The organism is Phytomonospora sp. NPDC050363, from assembly GCF_040655735.1.
In the GTDB taxonomy this organism is placed as follows: domain Bacteria; phylum Actinomycetota; class Actinomycetes; order Mycobacteriales; family Micromonosporaceae; genus Phytomonospora.
In genome coordinates, this window is the sequence record NZ_JBFAKK010000023.1 from 25,035 (window position 1) to 50,131 (window position 25,097).

The following is a 25,097-nucleotide window of genomic DNA, read 5'->3' on the forward strand; positions in this document are numbered from 1 at the left end:
CTCGACGACTCCCTTAGCCCTGCTCGGCCTGGCGGTCTGTGTCGAACGGCTTGGTGGTGACCGCGTAGGGCTCCTGACCGATCGCGGACAGCGCGTCCTGCGTGGTCATGCCGTCTACCCGGTGCTGGATGTAGGCGTTGTAGTCGTCGAGCGGGACCGCGCGGACCTCGAAGTTCATCATCGAGTGGTACGTGCCGCACAGCTCGGCGCAGCGGCCGACGTAGGCGCCCGGGATGTTGATGGTGACCTGGAACTGGTTGGTCACGCCGGGGATCACGTCGCGCTTGAAGAGCAGGTCGGGGACCCAGAAGGAGTGGATGACGTCCGCGCTGTCCTCGAGGAACCTGATGTTCTGGCCGGTGGGGACCACGAGGATGGGGATGATGTCGCTGTCACCGGTGGTGGTGACGTCCTCGGCGTCCTTGGCGTTCGGGTCGGTGCCCGTCGCCGGGTACTGGAACTGCCAGTTCCACTTGAACGCCGTGACCTGAATGGTCTGGTCAGGGTTCTCGTCGACCTTGGTGACGTTGCTCTGGATGATCGCGGTGTAGTAGAAGAGGACCGCGATGATGATGAACGGCGTGACCGTGAACAACAGCTCCATCGGGAGGTTGTAGCGGGTCTGCGGGGGCAGTTCCTCACCCTTCTTGCGGTAGCGGATGACGCACCAGAAGATGAGGCCCCACACGAATACGCCGACGGCCAGCGCGGCGATCGCGGAGTAGATCCACATGTCGAACATCTGCTCCGACTGCGGGCTGGGCTGCGTGCGCGGCCACCCGAAGTAGAAGGCGTCCTCCACCGAACAGCCCGCCAGGACCGTGGTGAGGACCGCGCCGACGACGCTGAGACCGATCAGCCGGCTGAACCGCCGGGAAGCTGCGGACGATGGGCTCGCGGCCACCTGCTCCTGCCTTCCTATTTCGATCCTCTCCCACCGCTTCGGCGGGGGCGACACGGTGCGGCGAAGAATCGTCGACCGGTGATTCGGTCCTTGGGCACCAACGTCGGCAGACTACTGGACTAAACGGCTTGGTCGCACCACGGGGTGGAATATTGTCGTGCGTGTCCTCGACCTATTTCGACGCCGCGAGCGCGTTTCCACTGCACCCCGCCGCGTCCCAGGCACTGGCTGCGGCTTTGGCCGACGGCTGGGCCGATCCGTCCAAGTTGTACAGCGCCTCGCGCCGTGCCCGGCAGCTGCTCGACGCGTCTCGCGAGGCCGTCGCGGCGGTCGTCGGCGCGCGTCCCGACGAGATCAACTTCACCGCGAACGGGACGCAGGCGGCCCACGCGGCGGTGCTCGGCGGTCTGCGCGGACGGGCCCGGGCCGGGGACGTCCTCGTTCACTCGGCGATCGAGCATTCGGCGGTGCTGCACGCCGCCGAGGCCCATGAGCGCGACGGCGGGCGGGCGGTGCCGGTCGGGGTGGACCGGGCCGGGCGCGTCGACGCCGGGGCCTTCGCCGAGGCGGTGTCGGCGCCGGGTGTGGCGCTGGCGGCGCTGATCAGCGCCAGTCACGAGGCGGGGACGGTGCAGCCGGTCGGTGCGGTCGCGGAGATGTGCGCGGAGGCGGGGGTGCCGCTGTTCGTCGACGCGGCGCAGAGCGCGACGTGGCCGGGCGGGGTGCCCTCGGGCTGGTCGCTGCTGTCGCTGAGCGCCCGCAAATGGGGCGGACCGCCTGGAGTGGGCGTCCTCGGGGTGCGGCGGGGGACGCGCTGGGAGTCGCCGTGGCCGTCGGACGCCAACGAGACCGGCGCGCCGGGAGCGGTGAATCTGCCCAGCGTGGTCGCGGCGGCGGCGTCGCTGCGGGCGGCGGCCGGCGAGGCGGCGGAGCTGGCGGAGCGGCTGCGGTCGCTGACGGCGCTGGTCCGCGAGCAGGTGCCGCTGCTGGTCCCGGACGTGGAGGTGGTCGGGGATCCCGACGAGAGGCTCCCGCACCTGGTGACGTTCTCATGTCTCTACGTGGACGGAGAGGCGATCCTGTCGGCGCTCGACCGGGAGGGTTTCGCGGTGTCGTCGGGTTCGTCGTGCACCTCCTCGACGCTGCGGCCGTCCCATGTCCTGGAGGCCATGGGTGTCCTTTCTCACGGCAATGTGCGGCTGTCCCTCCACCGTGGCGTGACCGCCGGGGACGTCGACCGTTTCCTGCGTGTGCTGCCGGGGATCGTGGCCAGGCTGCGCGAGGAGTCCGGGGTCACGGGACTGTGAAGGAGGGCCGGCCGGTCAGGACCCGGGCACTGGACCTGACCGGCGGGCACCTCGCCGAAGCGGCCCGTCATTGCCGCCCCGGTGACAGCGAAGCCGGCCCCAGTCGCGCCTTGCCGCCTTGGGCAGCCCGCCCACACCGGCTTGCGTGCGAGCCGGTGGACGGGTCAAGGCTTTCGGCTTCGTTGTCGTCGGCGCAACAGTAAAGGCGGGCGCTTTATTTGCGCTTTACGGCTGGTGGAACGGCGTTTACCGGGCTGCCGGGAACGCTTTTCGGGTCAGGTCGGGGGTGGGCGGAAAGGGCCGTGCGCTGGGCGGACGGGCGGTATTTCCGCATGGTGGAGAAAAGTGCTCGACGGGGGACTCGCGGCCTCGAAACGGGCTACGGCGCGTTCGAGGTCGGGGTCCTGCGCGGAGACCGATGCGCGGAGTGGTTGTCGCGGCGTCGCTGGAGCACCGCGCCGAGGAACACCAGCGCCCGGCCATCCCTGACGCGGGAGCCGGCCTCGGTGAAGTGCCGCAGGGCCGCCTCGGCCCGCCGACGACGACGTCGGCGGCTCGCAACGCGTCCTGGGCGCAGCCGACTCGCGATCGGCAGGCTCTCGCGCAGCTTCCGTCGACGTTGAGCGGGAAGACGCCGACGGTCAGTTCGAATGCCCGAGTATGCCGAGGTGAGCGTTCACAGCGCGATCTCCAGCGCTTCGTCGGGCCGGACGGGTCCGTCGCGGAGGACACGCGCGGCCTTGTCGGCGAGTTCGGGAAGGTCCGCGGCGGTGGCCAGGCGGGCGCTCTCGGCGAGGACGGCCTCGGCGCGGTCGTGTTCCCCGCTCAGGAGGTGGATGACGCCGCGGACGCGCAGGGCGCCGATGAGCAGGACGGGGTAGGGGAAGGCGGCGAGGGCTTCGATCACGGTGTCGGAGGCGGTCGCGGCGGCGCCGAGCCGTCCGGCGGAGACCAGGGCGCCGACGGTGTACTGCTCGGCGAACAGGCGGCCGGGGGTGTCGCCGAGTTCGGCGTGCAGGTCGACGCAGCGCCGGAACAGGGCCAGGGCGGTGTCGTGGTCACCGCGCCGGTAGGCGACGACGCCGGTCATGGTGAGGGCGTTGGCCTCGCCGACGCGGTCGCCGCAGCGCCGGAACTCGGCGAGAGCCTCGGTATAGGCGTCCTCGGCGGCGTCGGCGGGCGCGAGGAGGTTGCCGAGCATGACCAGCACCCAGCCGCGCAGGCCGCGTTCGCGGTGGTCGCGTTCGCGGTGGCCGAGCCGCGCGAGTGCCCAGCGCAGCTGCGCTTCGCGGGCTCGTGGCGGGGTGCCGGTCTGGCGGGAGGCGATGGACAGGTCGGCGGCGACGGCCGCGGCGTGCGCGTGCTCGCCTTCGCGGAGGAAGTCGCGGCGCAGGCGGCGCAGGATCGAGACGGTCTCGGCGACGCGGCCTTCGAGGCGCATTCCCTTGGTGCGGCTGAAGAGCACGTGTGCCCTGGCGGTGGTGCCCAGGTCGAGGGTTTCGGTGTGCTCGGCCATCTGGCGCAGGTCTTCGGTGTGGCCGTGCAGTTCGAGGTGGTTGGTGGCGACGGTCGCAAGGCGCCAGCAGGTGTCGGTCTCGCCGAGTCTGGCGGTGTCGGCGACGGCGGCCAGGAGCGTTTCGTGCTCGGCGCGCAGCCAGGCCGCCGGGTCGGCGCGGACGTGGTCGAGGGCCGCCGGGTCTGCGTCGGCGGGTTCACCGAGGGCGGGGGTGAGGTGCTGGAAGTAGGGCAGGTGCGCGTCGGCCTCCCAGGCGCAGCGCAGCAGCGCCCGGTAGCCGGTGGCGAGCGCTCGCCGGGAGGCTTCCGCAGTGCCGGCGACGTGGACGGCGTAGAAGCCGACGAGATCGTGGACGCCCAGGCGGGTGCCGGGGCCCCAGCCTGCGCGGACCGGGCGGATGAGCTGGGCGTCGGCGAGTTCGCGGGCCTGGTGGAGGGCCTCGGCGATCGTCGCGCCGGTCATCGCGGCGGCGAGCCAGAGGCCGGCCTCGGGCAGCGGGAGTGCCGAGACGGCGCGGAGCATGGCGGCCGCGCCGGGGCTGACGCGGCGGTAGGCGAACTCGACGCAGGAGCGGACGCGGCGGTCGCCGGCGCTGAGTTCGTCGAGGCGGCGCTGCTCGTCGGTGAGCAGGGCGGTGAGCCGGGCGAGGGCGTGGGGTCGGCGGGCGAGCCGGGGGCCGACGACGCCGAGGGCGAGAGGCAGGCCACCGGTGAGGGCGGCGAGTTCGGCGAGGTCGCTGCGGCCGGCGGCGCCGGGCAGGCCGGACAGTCTCGCGAGGAGGGTGACGGCGTCTTTTTGCGGGAGGACGTCGACGGGGACGCGTTCGGCGTCGAGGCCGTGGAGCCGGGTGCGGCTGACGACCAGGGCGGCCGACCCGGCGGGTGGCAGCAGGGGACGGACCTGGTCGGCGCCGGCGGCGTCGTCGAGGACGACGAGCATGCGGCGTCCGGCGAGGGTCGAGCGGTAGAGGTGTTCGCGTTCGGCGGGGTCGTCGGGGATGGCGCCGTCGGCGACGCCGAGGGAGCGCAGGAAGGAGGCGAGGACGCGGTGCGGGTCGCGGGGGTCGTCGGTGCCGCGCAGGTCGGTGTAGAGGCAGCCGTCGGGGTGGCGGGGGGCGGCGTTGTGGGCGGCGCGGATGGCGATGGTGGTCTTGCCGACGCCTCCGAGTCCCTCGATGGCGATCGGGGACTTCGCGGTGGTCAGAGCCCCGGCGATGGCGGCGAGTTCGCCGTCGCGTCCGACGAAGTGGCGGGGTTCGGGCGGCAGCTGCATGGGGTGGGGAATGTCGGGGCGGCTGGGGGCGGTGATCCAGGCGCGGGCCGCGTCGAGCGCCGGGCGCGGGTCGGCGGCGGGGTCGAGGCCGGCGAGTTCGGGGCCGGGGTCGAGGCCGACGGACTCGGCGATGACGGCGTGGGCGCGGCGGTGGGCGTCGGCTGCTTCGGTGGCGTCGCCGGCAAGGAGGTGGGCGAGGGTGAGCAGGTACCAGGTGCGCTCCCGCAGGGGTTGCGAGGTGAGCAGGGCGGTGGCGTCGGCGATGACGGGCGCGGTGTCGCCGGCGGCGAGGTCGGCGACCATGCGCTGTTCGAGCGCGGCGAGGCGTTCCTCCTCCAGTTGCGCGGCGACGGCGGCGGAGGCGAGTTCGCGGCAGGCGGGTCCGCGCCACTCGGCGAGCGCGGCGGCGAAGGCCTCCCGCGCGGCGGGCCAGTTCCCGGCCGCGGCGGCGGTGGCGCCCGTGCCGACGAGGCCCCGGAAGTCGGTGAGGTCGGTGGCCACGCCGGCGAGGACGTAGCCGGGGGCCTTGGTGCGCAGGACGGCCGTGGCGTCGAGTCCGGCGGCGGTGAGGGCGGCGCGGATGCGGTGGACGGCGATCTGGAGTTGGTTGGCGGCCGTCTTCGGTGGTTCGGGGCCCCACACCTGCGTGATGAGGCGCTCGCGGGCGACGGTCTCCCCGGGCCTCAGGGCGAGGGCGGTGAGCAGCGCGCGGCCGCGGGGGCCGCCGAGGCGTGCCGCGGCGCCGTCGACCGACAGTTCCACCGGGCCGAGGATCCGCACCCGTACCACTGGTGCGGCCATGATCCCCTCCCCCGATTCGATGTGGGAGGACGAGGATAGTGCGTGGGTCCGGGAGGGTCAGGCGGGGTCGCGGGCGTCTTCGATCTTGTCGAGGAGCTCGCGGACGTCTTCGTAGCGTCGGCCGGACCGGTCGGGCAGGAGTTCGAGGGAGCGCCGGGCCGCGTCCTCGGCCTCGTCGAGCCGGCCCGCGCCGAGGTAGGACTCGGCCAGCAGTGTCGTCATCGTCTGCTCCACCAGCGCGTGCTCGTGGTGCCTGGCGACCTCGATGCCCTCGACGCATGCCGCGACGGCTTCGGTGTGGGAGCCGGTGGCGTTGCGGATGACCGCGCGGCGTTGTAGCGCCCTGGCCAGGAACGAGTCGTGACGGAACTCCCGGACGGCCCGGATGACCTCGTCGTTGATCGCCGCCGCCGTCGCATGGTCACCGGCCGCGGTGTGGCAGCCGGAAAGGACGTGGCGAATGTTGAGCAGCCCCACGACGTCCCCGGATCTCGTGGCCACGGAGATGGCCGCGTTCTGGAGTTCGATCGCGCCTTCGATGTCGCCGAGGTGCTGGGCCACCGCGCCCATCGCGCTGAGCGCGGCCGCCTCGCCGCTGCGGTCTGCCGCCTCGCGAAAGAACACGTGCGCCGCCGCGAAGTGCCGCCCGGCGGCCTCCCGGTCGTGGAAGTAGGCGTGGTTGCCGCTGCCGTACTCGACGATGCCCCGCTGCGCCGAGACGGCCGGGCTCTGCGGTTCCGCGCTCGCCAGGGTGGCGCGCGCCCAGTTCAGCGTCGCCTCGGCGAGCCGGCGACGATCCAGTGGCAGATAGGCGTTGGCGAGGTCGGCGGCGACCGCCCCGGCTCTAGCCGGTTCACCGAGGGCGAGGTACCTGCGCCGCAGTGAGCGCAGCAGCGGCACCATCTCACGGTGCCGGCCGCGTGCCCGCAGCAGTGCGCCCTTCTGGCAGTCCAGCGCGGCGAGCGCGTCGGGGCCGAGCCCGGGCCTCAGCGGTTCGGTGGCCTCCTGGAGCCGGGCGAGGTCGTCGGCGAGGTCGCGGTGGTCGAAGGCATTGGTGAGTCCGGCGCTCAGGCGCCACGCCGTGTCGGCCTCGCCGAGGACGGCGGCGTCGGCGACCGCGCCGACCAGCAGCTCCCGCTCGACGGTGAACCAGAGTCCGGGGTGGGCCGCGGCACGGGCGATCGCCGCTTCCGCGCCGGGCGGTGCGGGCTGGTCGCGGTCGGGTGCGATGTAGGCGAAGTATCCGAGGTGCGCGTCGGCGACGGAGACCAGGTGGACGAGGAGACGGTATCCGCGGCGGCGCGCCGCCCGGGTGTCGCCTTCCTCGCCGCGGGCGTACACCCGCACCAGGTCGTGGGCGACGTAGCGTTCGCCCAGCCGCGGGTGGCGTCCGTCGGCCCGCAGGAGTTCGGCCTCGGCGAGCTCGTCGGCGAGTCGGCGGGCCTCGTCGACGGTCGTCGCCGTCATCTCGGCGATGAGATCGAGCGAGCAGTCGGCGACCGGCAGGGAGGCCATGGCGCACAGCATCGCGGCGGCGGCCGGGCCGAGCCGGCCGTAACCGACGGCGATGCAGGAGCGGATGCGCCGGTCGCCGTCGGTGAGACGGTCCAGGCGGCGCTGCTCGTCGGCGAGGCGGGCGGCCATTCCGGGCAGGTCGAGGTCGCGGCGCCGGGCGATGCGGGCGCCGATGATGCGCAGCGCCAGCGGCAACCGTCCGGTCAGCGACATCAGTTCCCGCAGGGTCTCGGCGTCGCCCGGGGCGACGGACGTGAACCTCGACAGCAGGTCGGCGGCCTCCTCGTCGTTGAGGACGTCGAGGCCGATGCGCAGGTCCGCGCGAAGGTCCGACAGCGCCGAGCGGCTGGTGACCAGAAAGGCGGAACGGCCGGCCGGTGTCAGCGGCCGGACCTGGCCGGCGTCGAAGGCGTTGTCCAGGACGACCAGCACCCGCCGTTCGGCGAGGACGGCCGCGTAGAGCTCCGATCGGCGCGCTTCATCGGAGGGGATGACGGGGTCGGGGACGCCGAGGGAGGTGAGCAGTGTGCGCTGGGCCCGGTAGGGGCTCTGCGGCTCCTCGTCCGCTCCGCGCAGGTCGACGAAGAGGCAGCCGCCGGGGAAGTCGGCGAGTCTCTCCTCGGCCGCGCGGACGGCCAGCGCGGTCTTGCCCAGTCCGCCGATGCCCGAGACGGTGACGACGGCGCCGTCCTCGCCGAGGGCCGCACCGATCCGGGCGAGTTCGCGCCCGCGGCCGACGAAGTCGCGGATCCGGGCCGGGAGTTCCATGGGACGCGCGGGTTCGGCGGCCGAGGACGGGCCGGTGACCCAGCCCCGGATCCGCCCGACCGCGCCGGCGGTGTCGCCGTCGCGGACGTCATCGGCGAGCCGGGTCAGCTCGGGGCCCGGGTCCAGCCCGAGTTCCTCGGCCAGCGCCCGCCGGACGCGGCGGTACTCGGCGAGCGCGCGCTCGGTGTCGCCGGCCAGGGCGTGGGCCAGGATGAGCAGGTGCCGGATCCGTTCGCGCAGCGGGCTTTCGGCCAGGGGCCCGGCGGCTTCGGCGAGGACGGCGGCGTGGTCGCCGGTGACCAGGTCGGCGACCATGCGCGACTCGACGGCGCCGAGGTGCTCCTCGGCCAGAGCCGTCGCCGGGGCCGATTCCGCCAGTGACGGGATGTCCTGGAAGGCGGCTCCCCGCCAGTGGGCGAGCGCGACCCGGTAGTGACCTCGTGCCGCCGGCCAGTCCCCGTCGCGTGCGGTGTTCTCTCCGGCGGCCGTGGCCCGCCGGAACTCGGCGAGGTCGCAGACGACCCGTGCGGGCGGATCGAGGACGTACCCGCCGTCCTGGCGGCGCAGGGTCCGGTGGGCGTCGAGACCGGCGGCGGCGAGCGCGGTTCGCACACCGTGGACGGCGATCTGGAGCTGGTTGGCGGCCGTGCGCGGCGGCTGCTCGCCCCAGATCAGGTCGATCAGCTCCTCGCTCGGGACGGTGCGGCCGAGCTTCCACACCAGGGCGGCGAAGACCGCGCGGGACCGGATCCCGCCGAGCGGGATCTCCGTCTCACCGGCGCGCAGCGCGGTGGGGCCGAGCACGTCGAAGCGCGGGGTGCTGTCCGTGGTCATTTCGGCCTCCCGGCGGCGAAAGGCCGGAGCCCACGGTGCGATGTGGGCTCCGGCCGTCTTCTCGTGGAAAGAACCGCTATTCGACGGCGTGCACGACGTCGCGGGGTGCGGCGTAGTGGCAGGCGTTGGGGTGCGGGGCACCGGCCCGGATCTGGAGCAGGGGCTCCTCGGCGGCGCACTTCTCGGTGGCCTTCCAGCAGCGCGTGCGGAAGCGGCAGCCCGAGGGCGGGTTCGCCGGCGAGGGCACGTCACCTTCGAGGACGATCTCGTCGCGGTGACCCCGCAGGGTCGGATCCGGGACGGGAACGGCCGACAGAAGCGCCTGCGTGTAGGGGTGCATCGGGGCTTCGTAGATCTCGTCCTCGGTACCGAGTTCGGCGATCTTGCCCAGGTACATCACCGCCACGCGGTCGGCGATGTGCCGCACCACCGACAGGTCGTGCGCGATGAACACATACGACAGGCCCAGCTCGTCCTGGAGTTCCTCCAGGAGGTTGATGACCTGCGCCTGGATCGACACGTCGAGGGCCGAGACCGGCTCGTCGCAGATCAGGATCTCGGGTTTGAGCGCGAGCGCGCGGGCGATGCCGATGCGCTGACGCTGACCACCGGAGAACTGGTGCGGATAGCGGTTGATGTGATCGGGGTTCAAACCGACGACATCGAGAAGATCCTGCACCGCTTTGCGACGGCCGACCCTCGGCACCGCGTCCGGGTGGATCGCGAAAGGCTCACCGATGATGTCGCCGACGGTCATACGGGGGTTCAGCGACGTGTAAGGGTCCTGGAAGACCATCTGCACGTTCCGGCGAAGCCGTCGCATCCCGGCGTTGCCCAACCGGGTCACGTCCTCACCGCGCACCGAGATCGAGCCCGAGGTGGACTTCTCAAGGCCCACCAGCAGCTTCGCCAGGGTCGACTTGCCGCAGCCGGACTCCCCGACCACGCCGAGGGTCTCGCCCTTGCGCAGCGTCAGGCTGACGCCGTCGACGGCCTTGACCTGACCGACGATCGTCTTGAAGACGACACCCTGCCGGATCGGGAAGTGCTTGACGAGGTCGGTGATTTCGAGAGCCACCTGCCCGTTGCCCTGGGGACTAGACATCATTGATCACCTCCGAGGCGAAGTGGCAGGCGGACGCGCGGCCGGAGGCGACGACCGTCAGCGGCGGCACCTGGGACCGGCAGATGTCCTGCACGTACGTGCAGCGCGGGGCGAAGGCACAGCCCGGCGGGATGTTCGTCAGCACCGGCGGGAGGCCCTTGATGATCTCCAGCCGCTGGCCCTTGGTGTCCAGGCGCGGAATCGACTTCAGCAGCGCCTTGGTGTACGGATGCGCGGGCCTGGCGAAGATCTCGTGCACTTCGGCCTGCTCGACGATCCGCCCGGCGTACATGACGCTGATCTTGTCGGCGACGTCGGCGACCACGCCGAGGTCATGGGTGATCAGGATCAGGCCCATCTGCCGCTCGACCTGGATCTCCTTGAGCAGGCGCATGATCTGCGCCTGCACCGTCACGTCGAGAGCCGTCGTCGGCTCGTCGGCGATCAGCAGATCCGGATCGAGGGCCAGCGCCATCGCGATCATCACGCGCTGGCGCATACCACCGGAGAACTGGTGCGGATACTCCTTGATGCGCTGGGCAGCCGCAGGGATCTTCACCAGGTCGAGGAGTTCGAGGGAGCGCTTCATCGCGTCCTTCTTCGACATCCCCCGGTGCTGGCGGAACAACTCCGAGAGCTGGAACCCGACCGTCCACACAGGATTGAGCGCCGACAGCGCGTCCTGGAACACCATGGCCACGTGGTTGGCCCGCGTACGGCGCCGGGTGTCCTTGGGCAGCGTCAGCAGATCGACCCCGTGGAACAGGACCCGGCCGCCGGCGACCTTCGCCGGCGGGGATTCGAGGATCCCCATGATCGCCTGCGAGGTCACCGACTTCCCGCAACCCGACTCGCCGACGACGGCGAGGGTCTCACTGCGCTCGACGGAGAACGAGGCTCCGTTGACGGCCTTGGCGACCCCGTCGCGCGTGTGGAACTCCACCTGCAGGTTGTCGACCTCCAGCAACGGCGCGGTCGGGTCGAGGCCGTCGAGGACGTTCGACTTCACCGATACCTTCGCAGTCATCGCGTCACCTCAGCTTCGGGTCGAGAGCGTCACGGATCGCGTCGCCGAGGAGGGCGAACGACATCGTGGCGGCGAGTAGGAAGAGGGCGGGCGCGATCAGCAGCAGCGGGTGGCCGGAGAGCACCTTGTCGACGTTGTTGGAGATCATGCTCCCCCAGGTCACCGTGGGCGGCTTGAGACCCAGACCGAGGAAGGACAAGGTCGCCTCGGCCTCGATCAGCGCCCCGATGGTCAACGGCACGCCGCTCATCATCGGCGCCATCGCGTTGGGGAAGATGTGCCGGAACATCAGCCGGCCGTCGGAGGCGCCCAGCGAACGGGCCGCGTGCACGTAGTCGAGGTTGCGCGCCTCGATGAAGCTCGCCCGCAGGATGCGTGCCGTGAAAGGCCAGCCGAACACCGACAGCGCCAGGATCGTCGGCCAGACCGTGTCGCCGGCCGAGCGCCAGATGGCCAGGATCAGGATCGCGCCGAGCACGAACGGGATCGCGTTGAACACGTCGATCACGCGCGAGACCAGCGTGTCCCAGATACCGCCGTAGTAGCCGGCGACCGCGCCGAGCACACTGCCGAAGATGACGATGAGCGTGGTGCCCACCAGACCGACCACGATGGACGGACGAGCGCCGTACATGGTCATCGAGAAGTAGTCGCAGCCGAACTGGTCGAACCCGAACCAGTGCCCGCCCGAGGGCGCACCGTAGAAGCGTTCGAGACGGCAGTCCTCGGGGTCCTCCGAAGTGAACAGGCCCGGGAACGCGGCGATGAAGATGAGCACCACGATGATCAGCGAGGACGCGATCACCACCGGCCGCTTGCGCAGCTCGTGGAAGGCGTCGCTCCAGAGGTTGCGGTTCTTCTCGGGCTTCCTCGGGGCGATCGGCGCGGTGGACTCCCGGATGAGTTCGGTGGTGTCACTCATAGCGGATCCTCGGGTCGAGTACGGCGTAGAGCAGGTCGATCAGGAGGCTGAACAGCAGGAAGGTGACCACCAGGATCGTCACCACCGCGATGACGATCGGTGTGTCGTTCTGCCGCACGGCGTTGAAGACGAGCTGGCCGATGCCCCTGATGTTCCACAGTCCCTCGGTGATGACCGTGCCGCCGAGGGCGCCGCCGAACGAGAGTCCGATCAGCGTGATCACCGGGATCAGCGAGTTGCGCAGGGTGTGGGCGACCATCACCCGCCTCGGCTTGAGCCCCTTCGCCTTCGCGGTGCGCACGAAGTCGGCCCGCAGGTTCTCCAGCATGCTCGTCCGCATCAGCCGGGCGATACCGGCCGCTCCGACGACCGACAGCGCGATACCCGGCAAGAGGATCGTCAGCCACGGGTGGTTGTCGTCGAAGGACGGCCGGAAGATTATGGACAGCGCGTTCTCCTCACCGAGGGTGTCGCGCAGCCAGTCCCCGATGGCCACACCCCCGATGTACTTCAAGGCGAGAACGATCAGGAAGATCGGCACCGCCCCGGCGATGATCGTGCCCATGCGGATGAAGTAGTCGAGGAACTTCTCCCGCCGCATCGCCGCCACGATCCCCAATCCGATGCCCGCGAGGGCCCAGACGGTGGTCGAAACGGCGAAGACTCTCAAGGTGTTCGGCAACCTCTCGGCCACCAGCTCGGTCACCGGGCGGAACTGAAGGTTGGTGCCGAAGTCGCCGTGGACGTAGCGCCAGAGGGTCTCGCCGAAGTTCTCGATGCACCAGTTACCCGGCTCTTTGAGGCAGGGGTGGTCGGTGTGGTAGAGCTCGGCCACCTGGTCGAGTTGCGCCTGGGTGGGCGTGATCTGGGGACCGAAGAACGCGTAAGCCGGATTGCCGTTGATCTGAATGGACAGCGAGGTCAGGTAGTGCAGTAGGAACAGTGCCAGAAACAGGGTCAACACCGCTTGCAGAAGCCGGCGGAGTACGTAACGCCCCACAGATCGCTCCTCTCCAGGGCAGGTCACTCAGGTGTATCGACCGAAGAACGGTGGCCGGCGGTATCACTCCCGCCAGCCACCGTCCACTTCGGTCCGGACTGGTCGTGTTCGACCGTCTCGGCTACTTCAGCTTCAGCAGCCGCAGGTCGACACCACCGAGCACGGGGTTGATCACGACACTGTCGAGATCGATGTTCTCGCCGATGGCGGTCGCGCTCTTGGCGTAGAACATCGGGATACCGGGCATGTCCTCACCCAGGACGCGCTCGGCCTCCTGGTACTTGGCGATCGCCTCGTCGAGCGTCGCCGCCTGGTCACCGGCCTCCAGGAGGGCGGTGAACTCCGGGTTCTCGTAACCCGAACGGTTCTGGTCGGCTCCGCCGCCCCAGACCGGGGTCAGGTAGTTCTCGTTGAGCGGGTAGTCCGGGCTCCAGCCGAGTCGGTAGGGACCGTCGACCTCGTGCGCCTGGGTCTTGGCCAGGTAGGCGTTCCACTCGACGAGCTCGTACTCGAACTCGATGCCGAGGTTCTGCTTGATCTGGTCACCGAAGGCCTTGACCCACTTCTCGTTGGCACCCGAAGCGGCCGTGTTGATCCACAGCTTCAGCTTCTTGCCCTCGGGCCAGCCACCGGCCTCTTCGATCAGAGCCTTGGCCTTGTCGACGTCCAGCACGCAGTAGGCGCAGGTGCCCTCGACCGCGCCCGGGATGATGCCGGCCGGCGAGAAGCTCGTCGCGACCTGGTAGCGGCCCTGGTACAGCGCGGTGTTCAGCAGCTCACGGTCCACGGCGAGGGAGAGGGCCTGACGGATCCTCTTGTCCTTGTAGAAGTCGTCGTAGACGGGGAAGCCGAGGTAGCTCAGCGAGGGGGTCGGAACCTCCAGCAGACGCTCGCCCAGGCTGGACTTCGCCGTGTCGTAGTCGGCCTCGGGAACGGTCTCGAAGTCGAGCTGACCGGCCAAGAAGTCCGGGTAGGTCGGCGCACCGTCGGGGAAGATCTTCCAGGTGAGGGTCTTGTAGGCCGGCTTCTCGCCCGCGTACTCCTCCCAGCGCTCGACCGTCAGGTCGACGCCCTTGTTCCAGCTCTTGAGCTGGAAGGGACCGTTCCCGATCGGCTTGTCCTTGCAGGTGTCCACGGCTTCGATGCAGGCCTTGGCCATCGGGTAGAAGACCAGGTAGCCCAGCATCGTCGGGAAGCCGGAGAAGGGCTTCTCCAACTCGACCTGCAGGGTGGTGGCGTCGACGGCCTTCAGACCGGTGAGGGCCTCGGCCTTCGGCTTCGGGGCTTCCTTCGGGCCGTCGCCGTCCGGGTCCTCGCTCGTCATGTCGGCCGCGCCCTTGATGCGGCTGTAGAAGTACGAGCCGCCCATGGCGTTAGGGCCGTAGGCGCCGTAGTTCCAGGCGCGCACGAAGGCCTCGGCGTCGACCGGCTCACCGTTCTGGAACTTCAGACCGGACTTGATCTTGATGGTCCAGTTGATGTTGTCGGTGCTGGTCGGCACCGCCTCGGCGATCACCGGGATGAGCTTTCCGGTGGTGTCGTAGTCGAACAGTCCATCGTGGACCAGGTTGATCAAGGTCGCACTGACGGACTCGGTCGCGTCAGGCGGAAGAGTGTGGCCCGGGTCGGTTCCCATGGACAGCGTGATCGTGCCGTCTGTCCCGGTCTCGCCAGAGTCTCCACCACTGCTACATGCACTCACCACGAGCGCCGTTGCGGCAGCGAGGGCAATGACACGCGTGATGCGCATCCTCAGCCTCCTATGTATATGTGGGCACGGAAAGCACGCCTCCCATGTGGACCACGTGCGTGCCATCACCCTGACCGAGCGCATTCCAGATTGGAAGAGGTGTTACCGAGCTGATACCGATGAGTCGCTTGATCGTGGCCAGCTGGGTGAAATGCGCCGCGTGACGAACCGATCACTAGACTGGAGGGCGTGGACGTACTCGACTGCCGGGGGAAGCGATGCCCTCTGCCCGTCATTAACCTCGCGAAACACAGTGGACATGCCGCGCCCGGAACGATCGTCAGGGTTCTGGCCGACGATCCGGCGGCCGCGCTGGACATCCCGGCGTGGTGCCGGATGCGCGACCGTGAGTTCCTCGGCGTGTCCATAGTGGATGGCGTGGCGGCATACGACGTTCGGCTCTGAACCATCCGGGAAAGCACACAGCGCACGGTGAGAATCACCGTGCGCTGTCGGGTCTTGCGGTCGCTGAAGGGTCAGACCCCGAGGTATCCCGCGGCCTCGGCCGCGCTCGCCGGTCCATAGGACTCGCCGAGGCGCTTGACGAACTCCTCGCGGCTGACGGTGTACTCCTGCGTGCCGACCGTCTCCAGGACGAGGGTCGCCATGAGGCTGCCGATCTCGGCGGCGCGGCGCAGCGGCAGGCCCCACGACAGCGCCGAGAAGAAGCCCGCGCGGAAGCCGTCGCCGACACCCGTCGGGTCGTAGGCCTTGATCTCGCGGGCGACGGGCACGTGGATGGTCTCCATGCCCCGTCCGGTGATCTCCACGCCGTCCTTGCCGAGCGTGGTGACGCGGACCGTCACGAAGTCGAGGACCTCGGCGTCGCTGAGCCCGGTCTTGCTCTCCAGCAGTTCCTTCTCGTACTCGTTGGTGAGCAGGAACTCCGCGCCGGTGATGAGGTTGCGCACGCCCTCACCGTCGAGCCGGGCCAACTGCTGCGAAGGGTCGGCGGCGAAGCGCAGGCCGAGTTCGCGGCACTCGGCGCTGTGCCGCAGCATCGCGGCGGGGTCGTTGGCGCACACCAGCACCAGGTCGAGCCCGGCGGAGCGCTCGGCGATCGGCGCGAGTTCGATGTTGCCCGCCTCGGCCATCGCGCCGGCGTAGAAGGACGCGATCTGGCACATGTCCTCGTCGGTGGTGCACACGAAGCGCGCGGTGTGCGCGGTGTCGCTGACGTAGACGGAGTCGCAGTCGACGCCGTAGGACTTCAGGTGCGCGCGGTACTCGTCGAAGTCGGCACCGACGGCGCCGACCAGGATCGGGCTGAGACCGAGTTGGGCCATCCCGTAGCAGATGTTCGCCGCGATACCGCCGCGTCGCAGCACCAGGTCGTCGACGAGGAAGGACAGTGAGACCTTGTCCAGCTTCTCGGCGATGAGCTGACCGGAGAAACGGCCCGGGAAGTGCATGAGGTGGTCGGTGGCGATCGAGCCGGTGACGGCGATCTTCATGAAGAGAGGTCCCTGTGGATGTCGGTGGTCTTCCGGCGCACGGGCTTGGCCGGGCCGCGAAACAATATAGCGGGGCGAGACGCCCCGCCATCGCCGACGGCGAGCGTGTCGGCCCGCGATGTGGGCGGGAGCACCGTCCGGGCGGCGCGCAGGACGCGGCGTGAACCGGACAAGGGAAAAGGTCCCGCCCAAGTGGGCGGGACCCTCACATCCGCGTGGTGCGCGACCCGATGGGCGCACCGGGCGCCTTCGGGGAAACGCGCCGCAGTCCGGCACGAACCGGCCGTGCTGCTCTCCGGCCCCGGGCCTTTGACCACCCCGAGCCTGTGACTACCCCGAGCGACTAGTGGAACGAGTCGCCGCAGGCGCAGGATCCGCCCGCGTTGGGGTTGTCGATGGTGAAGCCCTGCGCGTCGATCCGGTCGACGAAGTCGATGCTGGCGCCCACGAGGTACGGGACGCTCATCCGGTCGATGACGAGCTCGAAGCCGTCATAGGCGGTGGTCTGGTCGCCGTCCAGGGAGCGCTCGTCGAAGAACAACTGGTAGCGCAGTCCCGAACAGCCACCCGGCTGGACCGCCACGCGCAGGCGCAGGTCGTCGCGCTCTTCTTGCGCGAGGAGGTTCTTGACCTTCTCGGCGGCGTTCGCGGTCAGGCTGGCGCCCGTGGCGACCGGGGCCTCGGTGGCCTCCGGCGTGGTCTCTGTACTAGTCACTTGCTGCTCCCTGTCGACGGTTGCTAGGTCCCACCGTAACGAACCATGCCCGGCACGCCCACATTCCCGCGCTATTCCTCCGGGCGTGGCCCCGACGTGTGGGTCATGTCACCCGGAGGGCCGGTCCCACTGCCGCGCGAGCCTGGCGGCCAGGGCGCGCAGGCCCTCGGCGGGCTCGGCCATGGCCTGCTCGACGGAGCCGAAGTGGTCGACGAGCGAGTGGGTCTCGGTGACGCCTGCCGAGGAGGCCTCACGCCTGCCGACGCTGACCTGCCCGGCGACGACGACGCAGGGGATGCCCCGCTCGGTCGCCGCGGCGGCCACGCCTGAGACGAGCTTGCCGCGCAGCGACTGGAAGTCGAAGGAGCCCTCACCGGTGATGACCAGGTCGGCGGCATCGAGTGCGGCGTCGAGGCCGGTGGCCGAGCGCACCAGGTCGACGCCCGACTCGCGGGTGGCGCCCAGCGCGAACAGGGCCGCGCCGATGCCGCCGGCGGCGCCGGCGCCGGGCAGGTCGCGCACGCCGGGCGGGCAGCCGGGCACGTCGCGGGCCAAGACCGCGGCGAAGCGTTCGAGGACGGCGTCGAGCGTCAGGACGTCCTCGCGGCTCGCGCCCTTCTGCGGGCCGAAGACGTTGGAGGCGCCGTGCAGCCCGCACAGGGGGTTGTCGACGTCGGTGGCCGCGACCAGGCGGATGCCGCGCAGCGCGGCCGTGCCGGACAGGCGGTCGCAGTCGGCGAGGGCCGCTCCCCCGTACGGGAGGACCGTCCCGGTGGCGTCGACGGGAGCCGCACCGAGCGCGGCGAGCATTCCGGCGCCGCCGTCGTTGGTGGCCGAGCCGCCGAGGCCGACGACGACCGTCCGGGCGCCGGACTCGGCCGCGGCGGCGAGCAGCGCGCCGAGGCCGAAGGAGGTCGCCCGGCGCGGGTCGCGTTCCTCGGGGGCCAGGAGGTGGAGGCCGCACGCCTGCGCGCTCTCGACGTAGGCCACGCCGTCGGCGAGGAGGACCTCCCCGGCCGCCGGGCGGCCGAGCGGGTCGACGGTCGAGACCGGGATACGGGTGCCGCCCAGGGCCGTGGCCAGGACTTCCACGAAGCCGGGACCGCCGTCGGCGAGGGGCCTGCGGGTGAGCTTGCTCTCAGCGGCGACCGAGCCCCAGCCCTCGGCCAGCGCCTCGGCGACCTCGGGAGCGGACAAGGTACCTGCGAACTTGTCGGGACAGATCAACACGCGCATGGCCCGAACGCTACAAGTGACCGGACCGTAGCGGCCTGGCGGGCGGAGCCGAGTGGCAGCATTGACGCGGTTGCCTCACCCCTACCAATCGTGGGGCCCTTGGAGAGGAACGGCGATGACCGAAACCTGGGCCGAGCCCGCACCGACCGCGACCGCGTTGCTGCTGCTCGGCCGCGGTACCGACGCGGATTCGGAGAAGGGCGTCGACTGTCCCGGCGAGCTGCCCGAGCCCAGCGACCCGGATCTGGTCGCGCGTGCGAAGGCCGCCAAGGAGAAGCTCGGCAGCTCGGTGTTCATCCTCGGGCACCACTACCAGCGCGACGAGGTCATCCAGTTCGCCGACGTGACCGGCGACTCCTTCAAGCTGGCGCAGCAGGCCGCCGCGCGTCCCGACGCCGAGCACATCGTGTTCTGCGGCGTGCACTTCATGGCCGAGTCGGCCGACATCCTCACCAAGGAGCACCAGAAGGTCGTGCTGCCCGACCTGGCGGCCGGCTGCTCGATGGCCGACATGGCGGCGCTGACGCAGGTCGAGAAGGCCTGGGACCTGTTCACCGACCTGGGAATCGCCGGCGACGTCGTGCCGGTGACCTACATGAACTCCACGGCCGACATCAAGGGCTTCGTGGGCCGCAACGGCGGTGTGGTGTGCACCTCCTCGAACGCCAAGCGGGCCCTGGAGTGGGCCTACGCGAAGGGTTCGAAGGTCTTCTTCCTCCCCGACCAGCACCTGGGCCGCAACACCGTGGTGCGCGAGATGGGCTTCAGCCTCGACGACTGCGTGCTCTACAACCCGCACAAGCCCAACGGCGGCCTGACCGAGCAGGAGCTGCGCGACGCGAAGATCATCCTGTGGCGCGGGCACTGCTCGGTGCACGGCCGTTTCACACTCGACTGCGTCAATGAGATTCGAGAGCGCGTTCCCGGGGTAAACGTCCTTGTGCACCCCGAGTGCAAGCACGAGGTCGTGGAAGCGGCCGATTACGTCGGTTCGACCGAATACATCATCAAAGTCATCAACGAAGCGCCCGCGGGCTCGTCCTGGGCGGTCGGCACGGAGCTCAACCTGGTGAGGCGCGTCGCTGCGGCGCACCCCGACAAGAACGTCATGTTCCTCGACCGTACGGTCTGTTACTGCTCCACCATGAACCGTATCGACCTGCCGCACCTGGTGTGGGCTCTCGAAGAGCTGGTCGCCGGTCGTGTTCCCAATCAGATCACTGTGGACAGTGACACGGCACATTACGCCAGGGTGGCGCTCGACCAGATGCTGGCGCTGCCCTAACGGTTCCCAGAGTTGACCGTTATGCTCGCTTGCTGGCGCTGTCGGATGCTTGCCTAAGGAGCCAGTGTTGAGTGAAGACGTCCTCGTAGTCCACGGCGGTACCCCGCTCCGCGGGGAGATCCAGGTCCGCGGCGCGAAGAATCTCGTCTCGAAGGCGATGGTGGCCGCCGTACTCGGCGAGACGGCCTCGACGCTGTACGACGTCCCGGCGATCCGGGACGTCGAGATCGTCACCGGGCTGCTGGAGGCGCACGGCGTGCGCGTCGGCACCGGGCCCGAAGGCGAGCTCGTGATGGACCCGGCGAACGTGACCCGGGCCGCCGTCGACGAGATCAACGTGCACGCCGGGTCGAGCCGCATTCCGATTCTGCTCTGCGGCCCCCTGCTGCACCGGCTGGGTCACGCCTTCATCCCCGACCTGGGCGGCTGCAAGATCGGCGACCGCCCCATCGACTTCCACATCCAGGCGCTGCGCGAGTTCGGCGCGGTCGTCGACAAGCGGCCCGACGGGCTGCACCTGTCGGCGCCGCAGCGGCTGCGCGGTATCAAGTACGAGCTCGACTACCCCTCGGTCGGTTCGACCGAGCAGGTGCTGTTGACGGCGGTCCTCGCCGACGGCGTCACCGAGCTGCGCAACGCGGCCGTCGAGCCCGAGATCGTCGACCTGATCTGCGTGCTGCAGAAGATGGGCGCGATCATCAAGGTCCACACCGACCGGGTCATCGAGATCCAGGGTGTGGAGAAGCTCTCGGGCTACTCGCACCGGCCGATCCCCGACCGGATCGAGGCGGCCAGCTGGGGCGCGGCGGCACTGGCCACGCACGGCGAGATCTTCGTGCGCGGTGCCCGCCAGGCCGACATGATGACCTTCCTCAACGTCTACCGCTCGGTGGGCGGCGCGTTCTCCGTCGACGACTCCCCCATCGGGGGCGGAATCCGCTTCTGGCACCCCGGCGGCGAGCTTCAGCCGGTCGCGCTGGAGACCGACGTGCACCCGGGCCTGATGACCGACTGGCAGCAGCCGCTGGTGGTCGCCCTCACGCAGGCGCGCGGGCTGTCGATCGTGCACGAGACGGTCTACGAGCGCCGCTTCGGCTACACCACCGAGCTGCGCCAGATGGGCGCCAACATCCAGCTCTACTCGGAGTGCCTCGGCGGGACGCCCTGCCGGTGGGGGCGCCGCAACTTCCTCCACTCGGCGGTCATCGCCGGGCCGAGCAAGCTGCACGCCGCCGACCTGCAGATCCCCGACCTGCGGGCCGGGTTCAGCCACCTGATCGCCGCGCTGGCCGCCGAGGGGACCTCCCGGGTCTACGGCGTCGACCGGTACATCTCGCGCGGTTACGAGGACTTCGACGGCAAGCTGGGCGCCCTCGGGGCGCGCACCGAGCGGCCTTAGCTCTGTTGACTTGGGCGGCGCGAACGAAACCGCCTGAAAGGCATGGGATCGGGCTCGGCGCCCCGGTGGGAAAGCTCCTGCCGGGTCCCCGCCGTGAGTAAGCCACGAAACGGGACTCGCCCCGGCCGGGAGGCTTCTGCCGGGTCCCCGGTGTGAGTGATCGAACGACTGTGACGAACGGCGGGCCGTACGCCTCGACGGACGGCCCGCCGCCTCGACTATCCTTGCGGCCGTGTCTTCCCTGTTCCGCCGCGCTGAAAAAGACGACGCGGCCACCGCTGATGTGACCGAGGCCGCCGAAGAGACCGAGGCCGTCGACCTCGGTCCGAAGAAAGCGAGCGGTTCCGGCCGTGACAAGGCCACCCCCACGCCCAAGCGCGGTACCGGCAAGCGGGGCCCGTACGTCCCGCCGCCGACCAACCGCAAGGAGTCGGCGGCCCGCCGGCGCGAGAAGTCGAAGCAGGAGCGCGGTGAGCAGCGGGCCCGGCGGGTGGAGATCCAGGCGGGCCTGGACCGGGGCGACCCGGCCTACGACAAGTACCACATGCCGCGCGACCGGGGTCCCGAGCGCAAGCTGGCGCGAGACATCGTCGACAGCCGCTTCACGATCTCCCAGTTCTTCTTCCTGGTGGTGCTGGTGGTGCTGGTGACCAGCCAGCCGGGCATGCCGGAGATGGTGCGCAACGTCTCCACGGGTCTGTGGGTGTTCATGCTCCTGGCGTTCGTGGTCGAGGCCGTGATCATCTGCCGGAAGGTCAGCAAGGCGATCAAGGCGAAGTTCCCGAACTCCACGGTGAAGAAGCCGGGCCTCTACTGGTACGTGTGCATGCGCTTCATCATGATCCGCAAGCTGCGCATGCCGCGCCCGCAGGTCAAGACCGGCGACAAGGTCGCCTAGGACGTCTCCGACGGGGAAGACCCCGCCTCGGTCATCCGCCGCCCGAGCCGCCGCATGTATGCGGCGAGCTCGGGCGGTTCGCGTACATGGAGGGGCACGTCCAGCAGGGCGAGCCGCATGGCCAGCCAGTCGAGGGCGTCGCCGCCGGTGAGCAGCAGGCAGTTATGCGCGTCGATCTCTTCGAGGACGCCCGTACCGCCCGGGAGGCGGGCGCGGGCGTCCTCGATGTTCGTGTGGAGGACGACCCGCGCCCGCCACCGGGCTCGGAAGCTCGTGATGGACTCGGCGACGAAGGTCGCGGCGTCCACGGCGGGCAGTTCGTGGCGGGCTGCGCGGGCGCCGGTCGCCTCGGGCGCGGTGACGCGGTCGGCGCGGAAGGTGCGCCAGTCGTGGCGGTCGAGGTCGTAGGCGACGAGGTACCAGCGGCCGTCGGCGGTGACGAGGCGGTGCGGGTCGGCGTGCCGGCGGGTGGTCTCGCCGTTCTTGGCGTCGTATCCGAAACGCAGGCGCTGTCCGCGCTGGCAGGCAGCGGCCAGCGCGGACAGGACGGCCGGTTCGAGGGGCGTGGCGGCGGGCGCGCCACCGCGCAGCATGCCGGTGAGGGACTCCGTGGCGCCCGTGACGGCCTCAACGCGACCGCGCAGCCTCCCGGGCAGCACCTGCTCGATCTTGGCCAGCGCACGCACGGTGGTCTCCCCCAGCCCGGTCGAGGCGTCGGCGGCGGCCGCGTGCAGGCCGACGGCGATGGCCACGGCCTCGTCGTCGTCGAGCAGAAGCGGCGGCATGGCGGTCCCCGCGACCAGGCGGTAGCCGCCGATCGCCCCGATGGCGGCCTCGACGGGGTAGCCGAGCTCGCGCAGCCGGCCGATGTCGCGGCGGACGGTGCGCACGGTAACGCCGAGGCGGTCGGACAGCTCGACGCCGGTCAGTTCACGGCCGGTCTGCAGGAGGGACAGCAGGCTGAGCAACCGGCCCGCCGGCCCGCCATCCGTCATCTCGCCCATGCCTTCCAGCATGCCACCGAAGGGTGACAGGATCTGTCCTGCTTCGTGGTTAGCGTCGAGTGCATGGACAACAACGACCTCAACGGGCATGCGGGCGTCATCGAGATCCACGGCGCGCGGGAGCACAACCTGCGCGACGTGAACCTGGCGATCCCCAAGGAGAAGATCACCGTTTTCACCGGCGTGTCCGGCTCGGGGAAGTCCTCGATCGTGTTCGACACGGTCGCGGTGGAGTCGCAACGGCAGCTCAACGAGACCTTCACGTGGTTCGTGCGCAACCGGCTCCCGAAGTACGAGCGCCCCAAGGCCGACGCGATCGACCGCCTGTCACCGGCGATCGTGGTCGACCAGCGGCCCGTGGGCGGCGGCGCGCGCTCGACGGTCGGCACGATGACCGACGTCTACTCGATCCTGCGGGTGCTCTACTCCCGCGTCGGCGAGCCCTCCGCCGGTGAGGCGACGGTCTACTCGTTCAACGAACCGGCCGGGATGTGCCCGGAGTGCGACGGCCTCGGGCACACCTACCGGCTCGACCTCGACAAGCTCGTCGACACCTCCAGGTCGCTCAACGGCGGCGCGATCCTCTTTCCGCCGATGGCCGTGGGCACCGTCGCGTGGCAGTACTACGCCGAGTCGGGCCTCTTCGACGCCGATCTGCCGCTGAAGGACTTCCCGGCCGACAAGTGGGAGCTGCTGCTGTACGGCAAGGGCTTCACCGTGAAGCGGCGCGGCGCCAACGCGACCTACAACAACACCTACTGGGGGCTGGCGGAGAACTTCGAGCGTCTCTACCTCAAGCGCGACCTCTCGGCGCTGAGCGACAAGACCCGCGAGACCGTGCGAGGGTTCGTGACCGAGGGCGTCTGCCAAGAGTGCGGCGGCGCGCGGCTCAACAAGGCGGCGCTGGCCACCCGGGTCGCCGGGCTGGGCATCGACGAGATGTCGGCGATGGAGGTCGGGGAGCTCATCGAGGTGCTCGCCGGCCTCGACCACCCCGTCGGCACGCCCATCGCGACCCGCGCGATCGACGCGCTGCGGCGCATCGACGACATCGGACTGGGCTACCTCAGCCTCGACCGCCGGACCTCAACGCTGTCGGGGGGCGAGGGCCAGCGCCTCAAGACCGTGCGGCACCTCGGCAGCAGCCTGACCGGGATGACCTACATCTTCGACGAGCCCAGCATCGGGCTCCACCCGAGAGACGTGCACCGGCTCAACGACCTGCTGCGCCGGCTGCGCGACAAGGGCAACACGGTGCTCGTCGTGGAGCACGACCGCGACGTCATCGCCACCGCCGACCACGTCGTCGACATGGGCCCGGGGTCCGGGACGCACGGCGGCCGGATCGTGTTCGAAGGGACCGTCGACGCGCTGATCCAGGCCGACACGCCCACGGGCCGGGGGCTGCGCCGCCCGCCGGTGGTCAAGGAGGACGTGCGGACCGCGAACGGGCACCTGGACGTGCCGGCCTCGCACCTGCACAACCTGAAGGGGGCCGGGACGAAGATCCCGGCCGGAGTGCTCACCGTCGTCACGGGCGTGGCCGGCTCGGGCAAGAGCAGCCTGGTCTCGGGTGTGTTCGCCGCCGAGCACCCTGAGGCGATCGTGGTCGACCAGTCGTCGATCGGCATCTCGGCCCGCTCGACCCCGGCCACCTACATCGGCGTCATGGACGCCTTCCGCAAACTCTTCGCCGACGCGCACGGCGTGAAGCCGGGCATGTTCAGCTTCAACTCGGCCGGCGCCTGCGCCGAGTGCGGGGGACGCGGGGAGATCTACACCGACCTGGCGTTCATGGACCCGGTCCGCACCACCTGCGAGGCCTGCGGCGGGCGCCGCTTCAACGACGAGGTCCTGGCCATGACCGTGCGCGGCAAATCGATCGCCGACCTGCTCGACATGACCGCCGAGGAGGCGACCGGGTTCGTCGAGGGCCTGCGAGGCGGGAAGGCCACGGCCCGCAAGCTGGAGGCACTGGTCGAGGTCGGACTGTCGTACCTGAGCCTCGGGCAGTCGGTCTCGACGCTGTCGGGCGGCGAGCGGCAGCGGCTGAAACTGGCGACCCGGATGGGCGCCGAGAGCGGGATCTACGTGCTCGACGAACCGACCACCGGACTGCACATGTCCGATGTGGACGGCCTGGTCGCGCTGCTCGACCGGCTCGTCGACGACGGCAACACCGTGCTGGTCATCGAGCACAACCTCGACGTCATCGCCCGCGCCGACTGGATCGTCGACCTCGGGCCCGGCGGCGGCAAGCGCGGCGGCGAGATCGTGTTCACCGGAACGCCGCGCGAACTGCTGTCGGCGAGGGGATCGGTGACCGGCGACTGCCTGCGCGCGGCCGTCGGCTGAGGCGGAGGGCCGCCGGCTTCGCGGGCCGGC

At 70.4% G+C, this 25,097-nt stretch carries 18 protein-coding genes; 6 read left to right on the top strand and 12 right to left on the bottom strand.

What is annotated here, in order from left to right:
- Positions 1-13 precede the first annotated feature (13 nt).
- Positions 14-904 carry a cytochrome c oxidase subunit II gene (gene coxB / locus AB0I28_RS37300; RefSeq protein ID WP_357500769.1) on the bottom strand — a complete coding sequence of 297 codons (891 nt, stop codon included), beginning with the start codon at positions 902-904 and terminating at the stop codon, positions 14-16.
- A gap of 161 nt (positions 905-1,065) precedes the next feature.
- On the opposite strand from coxB, the gene AB0I28_RS37305 reads away from it, so the two are divergent.
- Positions 1,066-2,211: an aminotransferase class V-fold PLP-dependent enzyme gene (locus tag AB0I28_RS37305; protein ID WP_357500771.1), complete on the top strand. Its 1,146-nt coding sequence runs from the start codon at positions 1,066-1,068 to the stop codon at positions 2,209-2,211.
- Between the two features lie 676 nt (positions 2,212-2,887).
- On the opposite strand, the gene AB0I28_RS37310 is transcribed toward AB0I28_RS37305, so the two are convergent.
- The 7 genes from AB0I28_RS37310 to AB0I28_RS37340 all read right to left on the bottom strand — a co-directional run bounded on the left by AB0I28_RS37310 (position 2,888) and on the right by AB0I28_RS37340 (position 14,547).
- Positions 2,888-5,800: a BTAD domain-containing putative transcriptional regulator gene (locus AB0I28_RS37310; protein WP_357500774.1), complete on the bottom strand. Its 2,913-nt coding sequence runs from the start codon at positions 5,798-5,800 to the stop codon at positions 2,888-2,890.
- A 57-nt stretch (positions 5,801-5,857) separates the two neighbouring features.
- Positions 5,858-8,917 carry a BTAD domain-containing putative transcriptional regulator gene (locus tag AB0I28_RS37315; RefSeq protein ID WP_357500777.1) on the bottom strand — a complete coding sequence of 1,020 codons (3,060 nt, stop codon included), beginning with the start codon at positions 8,915-8,917 and terminating at the stop codon, positions 5,858-5,860.
- A 76-nt stretch (positions 8,918-8,993) separates the two neighbouring features.
- Positions 8,994-10,022 (bottom strand): dipeptide ABC transporter ATP-binding protein, encoded by a 1,029-nt coding sequence (locus AB0I28_RS37320; RefSeq protein WP_357500779.1) that lies wholly within the window; start codon positions 10,020-10,022, stop codon positions 8,994-8,996.
- The gene (locus tag AB0I28_RS37325; RefSeq protein ID WP_357500782.1) at positions 10,015-11,049 is read right to left on the bottom strand and encodes an ABC transporter ATP-binding protein; all 1,035 of its coding nucleotides are present in this window, start codon (positions 11,047-11,049) and stop codon (positions 10,015-10,017) included. Before AB0I28_RS37325 ends, AB0I28_RS37320 begins: the two co-directional genes overlap by 8 nt.
- Positions 11,050-11,053: 4 nt before the next feature.
- Positions 11,054-11,971, bottom strand: a complete 918-nt coding sequence (locus tag AB0I28_RS37330; protein WP_357500784.1) for an ABC transporter permease — start codon at positions 11,969-11,971, stop codon at positions 11,054-11,056.
- Positions 11,964-12,935, bottom strand: a complete 972-nt coding sequence (locus tag AB0I28_RS37335) for an ABC transporter permease (RefSeq protein WP_357500787.1) — start codon at positions 12,933-12,935, stop codon at positions 11,964-11,966. Before AB0I28_RS37335 ends, AB0I28_RS37330 begins: the two co-directional genes overlap by 8 nt.
- A 157-nt stretch (positions 12,936-13,092) precedes the next feature.
- Positions 13,093-14,547 carry an ABC transporter substrate-binding protein gene (locus AB0I28_RS37340; protein WP_357500790.1) on the bottom strand — a complete coding sequence of 485 codons (1,455 nt, stop codon included), beginning with the start codon at positions 14,545-14,547 and terminating at the stop codon, positions 13,093-13,095.
- A 354-nt stretch (positions 14,548-14,901) separates the two neighbouring features.
- Here AB0I28_RS37340 and AB0I28_RS37345 point away from each other — a divergent pair, with 354 nt between their 5' ends.
- On the top strand, positions 14,902-15,126 hold the full coding sequence (locus tag AB0I28_RS37345) for a sulfurtransferase TusA family protein (protein ID WP_357500834.1): 225 nt from the start codon (positions 14,902-14,904) through the stop codon (positions 15,124-15,126).
- 71 nt (positions 15,127-15,197) lie between these two features.
- On the opposite strand, the gene AB0I28_RS37350 is transcribed toward AB0I28_RS37345, so the two are convergent.
- The 3 genes from AB0I28_RS37350 to AB0I28_RS37360 form a co-directional block, all read right to left on the bottom strand.
- Entirely contained in the window at positions 15,198-16,175 is a 978-nt protein-coding gene (locus tag AB0I28_RS37350) for a carbohydrate kinase family protein (RefSeq protein WP_357500793.1), read from the bottom strand.
- A 343-nt stretch (positions 16,176-16,518) separates the two neighbouring features.
- Complete coding sequence (locus AB0I28_RS37355; RefSeq protein WP_357500796.1) at positions 16,519-16,890, bottom strand: iron-sulfur cluster assembly accessory protein; 372 nt, start codon at positions 16,888-16,890, stop codon at positions 16,519-16,521.
- 108 nt (positions 16,891-16,998) lie between these two features.
- Positions 16,999-18,126, bottom strand: coding sequence for a glycerate kinase (locus tag AB0I28_RS37360; protein ID WP_357500798.1), 1,128 nt, complete (start codon positions 18,124-18,126; stop codon positions 16,999-17,001).
- A gap of 115 nt (positions 18,127-18,241) precedes the next feature.
- On the opposite strand from AB0I28_RS37360, the gene nadA reads away from it, so the two are divergent.
- The 3 genes from nadA to AB0I28_RS37375 all read left to right on the top strand — a co-directional run bounded on the left by nadA (position 18,242) and on the right by AB0I28_RS37375 (position 21,708).
- Positions 18,242-19,411: a quinolinate synthase NadA gene (nadA, locus tag AB0I28_RS37365; protein WP_357500801.1), complete on the top strand. Its 1,170-nt coding sequence runs from the start codon at positions 18,242-18,244 to the stop codon at positions 19,409-19,411.
- A 67-nt stretch (positions 19,412-19,478) separates the two neighbouring features.
- Entirely contained in the window at positions 19,479-20,810 is a 1,332-nt protein-coding gene (gene murA / locus AB0I28_RS37370) for a UDP-N-acetylglucosamine 1-carboxyvinyltransferase (protein WP_357500803.1), read from the top strand.
- A gap of 232 nt (positions 20,811-21,042) precedes the next feature.
- A complete protein-coding gene (locus AB0I28_RS37375) occupies positions 21,043-21,708 on the top strand; it encodes a DUF3043 domain-containing protein (protein WP_357500805.1) in 666 nt (221 codons plus the stop codon).
- On the opposite strand, the gene AB0I28_RS37380 is transcribed toward AB0I28_RS37375, so the two are convergent.
- Positions 21,705-22,712 carry a YafY family protein gene (locus AB0I28_RS37380; protein WP_357500808.1) on the bottom strand — a complete coding sequence of 336 codons (1,008 nt, stop codon included), beginning with the start codon at positions 22,710-22,712 and terminating at the stop codon, positions 21,705-21,707. The genes AB0I28_RS37375 and AB0I28_RS37380 overlap by 4 nt on opposite strands.
- 63 nt (positions 22,713-22,775) lie before the next feature.
- Here AB0I28_RS37380 and AB0I28_RS37385 point away from each other — a divergent pair, with 63 nt between their 5' ends.
- Positions 22,776-25,067, top strand: a complete 2,292-nt coding sequence (locus AB0I28_RS37385) for an excinuclease ABC subunit UvrA (RefSeq protein WP_357500810.1) — start codon at positions 22,776-22,778, stop codon at positions 25,065-25,067.
- Positions 25,068-25,097 lie beyond the last annotated feature (30 nt).

Coding starts and splice junctions, on each gene's coding strand:
- AB0I28_RS37385 (WP_357500810.1), top strand. CDS start 22,776: ATGGACAACAACGACCTCAACGGGCATGCGGGCGTCATCGAGATCCAC.
- AB0I28_RS37330 (WP_357500784.1), bottom strand. CDS start 11,971: ATGAGTGACACCACCGAACTCATCCGGGAGTCCACCGCGCCGATCGCC.
- AB0I28_RS37320 (WP_357500779.1), bottom strand. CDS start 10,022: ATGTCTAGTCCCCAGGGCAACGGGCAGGTGGCTCTCGAAATCACCGAC.
- nadA (WP_357500801.1), top strand. CDS start 18,242: ATGACCGAAACCTGGGCCGAGCCCGCACCGACCGCGACCGCGTTGCTG.
- AB0I28_RS37380 (WP_357500808.1), bottom strand. CDS start 22,712: ATGGGCGAGATGACGGATGGCGGGCCGGCGGGCCGGTTGCTCAGCCTG.
- AB0I28_RS37360 (WP_357500798.1), bottom strand. CDS start 18,126: ATGCGCGTGTTGATCTGTCCCGACAAGTTCGCAGGTACCTTGTCCGCT.
- AB0I28_RS37310 (WP_357500774.1), bottom strand. CDS start 5,800: ATGGCCGCACCAGTGGTACGGGTGCGGATCCTCGGCCCGGTGGAACTG.
- AB0I28_RS37350 (WP_357500793.1), bottom strand. CDS start 16,175: ATGAAGATCGCCGTCACCGGCTCGATCGCCACCGACCACCTCATGCAC.
- AB0I28_RS37325 (WP_357500782.1), bottom strand. CDS start 11,049: ATGACTGCGAAGGTATCGGTGAAGTCGAACGTCCTCGACGGCCTCGAC.
- AB0I28_RS37315 (WP_357500777.1), bottom strand. CDS start 8,917: ATGACCACGGACAGCACCCCGCGCTTCGACGTGCTCGGCCCCACCGCG.